The 4,480-nt window shown below is 59.3% G+C and carries 4 protein-coding genes and 1 pseudogene; 2 read left to right on the top strand and 3 right to left on the bottom strand.

Annotated elements, in window-relative coordinates:
- Window positions 1–908: iron-sulfur cluster-binding domain-containing protein (locus EOA24_RS28500; RefSeq protein WP_133374650.1), on the top strand; the 908-nt coding region annotated here is incomplete at its 5' end.
- A 645-nt stretch (window positions 909–1,553) separates the two neighbouring features.
- Window positions 1,554–1,834: pseudogene (locus EOA24_RS43375) on the top strand (adenylate/guanylate cyclase domain-containing protein); the annotation flags it as partial.
- Here EOA24_RS43375 and EOA24_RS28505 read toward each other — a convergent pair.
- The 3 genes from EOA24_RS28505 to EOA24_RS44145 all read right to left on the bottom strand — a co-directional run bounded on the left by EOA24_RS28505 (window position 1,790) and on the right by EOA24_RS44145 (window position 4,314).
- Window positions 1,790–2,173: a helix-hairpin-helix domain-containing protein gene (locus EOA24_RS28505; protein WP_348525681.1), complete on the bottom strand. Its 384-nt coding sequence runs from the start codon at window positions 2,171–2,173 to the stop codon at window positions 1,790–1,792. The pseudogene EOA24_RS43375 and the gene EOA24_RS28505 overlap by 45 nt on opposite strands.
- Complete coding sequence (gene ligD, locus EOA24_RS28510; protein ID WP_281059904.1) at window positions 2,137–4,038, bottom strand: DNA ligase D; 1,902 nt, start codon at window positions 4,036–4,038, stop codon at window positions 2,137–2,139. The genes EOA24_RS28505 and ligD overlap by 37 nt, the downstream gene beginning before the upstream one ends.
- A 63-nt stretch (window positions 4,039–4,101) precedes the next feature.
- Window positions 4,102–4,314 (bottom strand): DUF3606 domain-containing protein, encoded by a 213-nt coding sequence (locus tag EOA24_RS44145; RefSeq protein ID WP_348633087.1) that lies wholly within the window; start codon window positions 4,312–4,314, stop codon window positions 4,102–4,104.
- Window positions 4,315–4,480 lie beyond the last annotated feature (166 nt).

The raw sequence follows: 4,480 nt of genomic DNA on the forward strand, positions 1-4,480 counted from the left end.
ATGCGGGGCAATACGTGCTTCTTCGCCTCAGCATTGATGGGCTCGAGGTGACGCGACCCTATTCCGTTGCCTCTCCACCGACCCGTCCACTTGATTTGCAGATTACGGTAAAGCGGACACCTGGCGGGCTCGTTTCCAATTGGCTCCATGACAATCTGCGGTCCGGCGACGAGATCAGGATTGAAGGCCCACTGGGTTCGTTCAAACTCGATGGCTTTGCTAGCGCAAAGCTTCTCTTTCTTGCGGGCGGCAGCGGGATCACGCCTCTCATGTCGATGGTGCGAATGTTGACAGATCGAGCATTCGATTTGGACCTTCGTCTCATCTACAGCGTGCGCTCGCCACGCGATATCATTTTCAGATCGGAACTCGATGCACTCGCTGCCCGATTTCCCAACCTCGGCGTAACATTCCTTTGTTCGAAGGGAGGTCCCTCGGGGACGGGACCGAGCGGCCGGATAGACGGCTCCATGCTCCTGCGCCTTGTTCCCGATCTTGCAAAGCGCGCAGTCTACACGTGCGGCCCAGAACCTTACATGACGGCGCTGCGAGATGGTTTTGATGAGGTTGGCGTTAAACCGCTGGCCTATTACGAGGAGAGCTTCGGAGGGTACCCTAGCGGTGTTGCTCCGGATGACTTTGCCATTTCGTCCTTTGTCCATTTCGCCAAGTCTGGATTAGAGCATCGCTGCGCGCCCGGAGAGACCCTACTGGATGCAGCGCGCAAATGCGGTGTCTATGTTCCCACCGCATGCCAACAAGGAGTTTGCGGCACTTGCCGAATAGCCAAGCTCTCAGGTGAAGTCGCGATGTGTGATCTTGGCGGCCTGACGTCCGAAGAGAAATCTGCGGGTTATATCCTGGCCTGTTGCAGCCGCGCGCAAGGGACGGTCTCAGTCGATCTTTGAGTCGGTCGACATTCTAAACGGCGATATGGCCAATGGCCTTACATTTGGCGGCCTTGGCGGTGTGCCTGGTGCAGTGTCAAGGTCAAGCGCAGAAGAGCAGGTTCCAGGTTCCAGCGCGGCGCCAGCGGCATTTGCTTTCATGAGCAGCAAAGCTGACCTCTCAGGCATGTGCGGCGCAAAGCTGTCGTCCACGGTCAAAGAGACCGCTGACTGAGATGCGGCGCAAAGCTGCCGTCGAGCCGAACCCGCATAACGTTGCAACCCATGATCCGGCGGGTCAGCTCTGCTGATAGTGTGACCAATTAAACGAGCGACAAAGGACCGAAATGGATTTTGCGATCCCATTGTCATACCGGAGCGTGGGTTAGAGCGGCCCCGAAATCAATGAATTGTCGAGACAGCTACTCAGCAACAGCACGGAGAAGCAGGCGGCGATCATGACGGCGAAGATAGAGACTCAACCCCGAGCATTCGAGGACCGAGAGCATCGATGCAGTACTGCCATGTCCGCAATGTCCCAGCGAACGGACGTGGGGCGGATATTACGACGCGTATGACCCCTCTCGGAAATCGGGCCGGATAGACTCTAGGCCAAGGTACCAATACAATCCCAATTGCCCGGCTTTCTGAAAGTATTCAACCCACATGGCCGAGACTCGAACCCAACGCCGCCTTGCTGCAATTTTGGCAGCCGATGTTGTTGGCTATTCCGCCTGATGGAACGCGAAGAGGCTGGCACACTAGCCGCATTGAAATCACGTCGGCAGGCCGTGTTGTCTCCATTGGTCGTCCAGCACAATGGTCGCGTAGTCAAACTTATGGGCGACGGTGTGCTTGTCGAGTTCGCCAGTGCAGTTGATGCGGTACAATGCGCGGTTGAACTACAAAAGGGATTCATTGCAGCTAACGAAGGTATTCCCGAAGCCTCGCACCATGTCCGCGATCGCGTCGCCGATGCCCGGGATTCTGGTGAGGGCGCCCGCGGCAATGATCCGATCAAGCGGCTGCGACAACGCAGCCAAGCTATCGGCAGCGCGCAAGTAAGCTTTGGTGCGATAGGGATTGCCTCCGCGAAGCGATGTGCGATGTGCATATTCCCTCAAGAGGCTGGCGACGGTCCGTGGATCGGTTTTTGCCATGGTCGAGGCAAACGGGACCGATGTCCCCGGGTTCCAATCAGGCGAACGAGGCGAAGCCTTGACCAGTCTTTCTGTCGTCGAGGAATGGGCTACAGATTTGGCAATAATTGGTCGGCTCGACCCCATCCCGCCAGGGATTTGCTGGCTGCGCGTTTCTTCAATTCACGAGCATCGCCGACGTGGAAATGCGAGGGCGCATCAATCGTCTTCATTTCCGCCCAGGTGATGGGCGCGGCGACCGGAGCGCCCGGTAGGGACCTCGCGCTGTAGGGCATGATCGCGGTCGCCCCTCGCTGGTTGCGCAGATAGTCGACAAAGATCCGTCCCTTCCGCTTCGCCTTCGCCATCACGGCCGTAAAGTGAGAGGGATCGGTCTGGGCGACGGCTTGAGCGAGACGATGTGCGAAGTCTTTCACTTGCGGCCACTCGGCCTGTGGAGTGAGCGGGGCGATCACGTGCACGCCCTTGCCGCCGGTCAGCATCGGGAAGGTGGTTAGCCCAAGCGATTTCAGAATATCCCGGAACTGGAATGCGGCAGCGCGCACGGCCTCGAAATCGAGACCTTCATCAGGGTCGAGGTCGAAGACGAGACGGTCGGCCTTTTCGACGTCCTCGATCCGAGCGCCCCACCCGTGCAGCTCGATCGTTCCCATCTGCACGCAGGTCATCAGCCCATCGGCATCGTCGACATAAAGGTACGGCTCCTCGTGACCGTCCTTTTCGGTGATGCCGACGTGATGGACCTTGTCGCCGAAGCTGCCGGCGTCGTGCTTCTGGAAGAAACACTTCTTCGCGCGGCCCTGGGGACAGCGAACAAGGCTGATTGGCCTGCTGCCGACCCAAGGGAGCATGATCTCCGCGACGGCTGCGTAGTGGTCGGCGAGCTGGCCCTTGGTGATGTTGGACTCAGGGTAGATTACGCGGCCGCGGTTGCTGATGGCAATCGTGCTCGTCGCCGGGGCCGGCAGCGTCGCTGTGTGACGTTCCGTCTCAAGCGCAACGGCTTCCGGCTTTTTGTCCTCGCGCAAGCCGAGATAGCTTGGATGGCGCAGTGTCCCTTCGTTGGTCATTTCAGTATAGGCGATCTCGGCGACAAGCTTCGGACGTATCCAGTGCGCGCCGCGAACTTCCGCGCGCGGTGCTTCGACCGTGGCGGCGCTCTGCTCGAGCGGCGCCATGGTCTTCATCAGCCTGGCCATCTCTGCGGTATCGAAACCGGTCCCGACCTTGCCGGCAAAGCGTAGCTTTCCGCCGTCATGGATCCCAAGGATAAGCGATCGAAACGCGCGATCCTTGTCTGACGGCGTCCAGCCGACGAGTACGAATTCCTGACGCTTGATGCACTTGATCTTCAGCCAGCTTCCATCCCGGGCGCCAACATAGTCCGAATCCGCCAGCTTCGAGATAACCCCCTCGAGGCCGGCGTCGCAGAAGCGGTTCAGCAATTCTTCGCCCCGGCCCTGGATATGATCGCAGTAGCGAAGGATAGGGTTCTTCGCCGGCAGGATTCCCTCCAGTTTCGCCTTGCGCTCCAGGAGCGGAAGCCTCGTCAGGTCTTCGCCGTCGAGTTGGAGCAGGTCGAAGGCATAAAAATCGATGCTGGCGGGATCACCCTTCAAGGCGTTCTGGAGCGCCTGGAAACTCGATCGCCCCTGGGCGTCGATGACAACGGCCTCGCCATCGATGAGCGCGGATCGAACCTTGAGCTTGCCTGCCTCCGAAAGGATAGAGGGGAAGCGGCCGGACCAGTCCAGACCGGAGCGCGTATAAGCGCGCGCCTCTCCGCCGCCTACCGCGACGAGAATGCGGTAGCCGTCATATTTCATTTCGTGGATCCAGCGATCGCCAGCTGGAACCCTGTCCACCAGCTTTGCGAGCTGGACCGGCCGGAAAGCCGGTGGCGGCAGATGGGCCGCGCCGCGCGAGGCTGGCCTGGCAGGGCGAGTGGAAAACGCTTCGATTGTGGGCCGATGCGACGCTAACTTACTCACTTGACCTCACTCTGATGGAACTGAACTACCCAATGCGGTATTTGCAATCTGCAGCCTATTTCTTCAGTTTCTCCGAGGCCGCATTGGGCTTGTCGCAGTCGTTCCGACCCGCTTTATGAGGGCCTCGGCCTGGTCTCTGCTGATGCCCTGCTTGCGGGCAAAATAATTGACCTCGTACCTTTCACCGCCGGAGACCTGCCAACGGTCGCGCCGCCTCGCTTGGATTTGTCGTATGTCATTGTCGCCTCCCTTGTTGCCACAGCTGCGCCGGCACAACCGCTGGACCTGTAACGTTCTGGTTCGACTTGCGATCCTAGGCCGGGCAAGAAATTCCGCGTTTCCCCTGAAGTCGCGCGTGTCGACTTTGATGTTGTCCGTGTGAAGGTCGGGAATGAAGATGTCGCGGCTACGCAGCCTATTGCGCGGCCCCTCGCTGACCGGG

It is taken from the genome of Mesorhizobium sp. M2A.F.Ca.ET.039.01.1.1 (assembly GCF_003998035.1).
Lineage (GTDB): Bacteria > Pseudomonadota > Alphaproteobacteria > Rhizobiales > Rhizobiaceae > Mesorhizobium.

Excerpts from the sequence above, each read along its gene's own strand:
- EOA24_RS28505 (WP_348525681.1), bottom strand. The coding sequence starts at position 2,173 with ATGGGGTCGAGCCGACCAATTATTGCCAAATCTGTAGCCCATTCCTCG.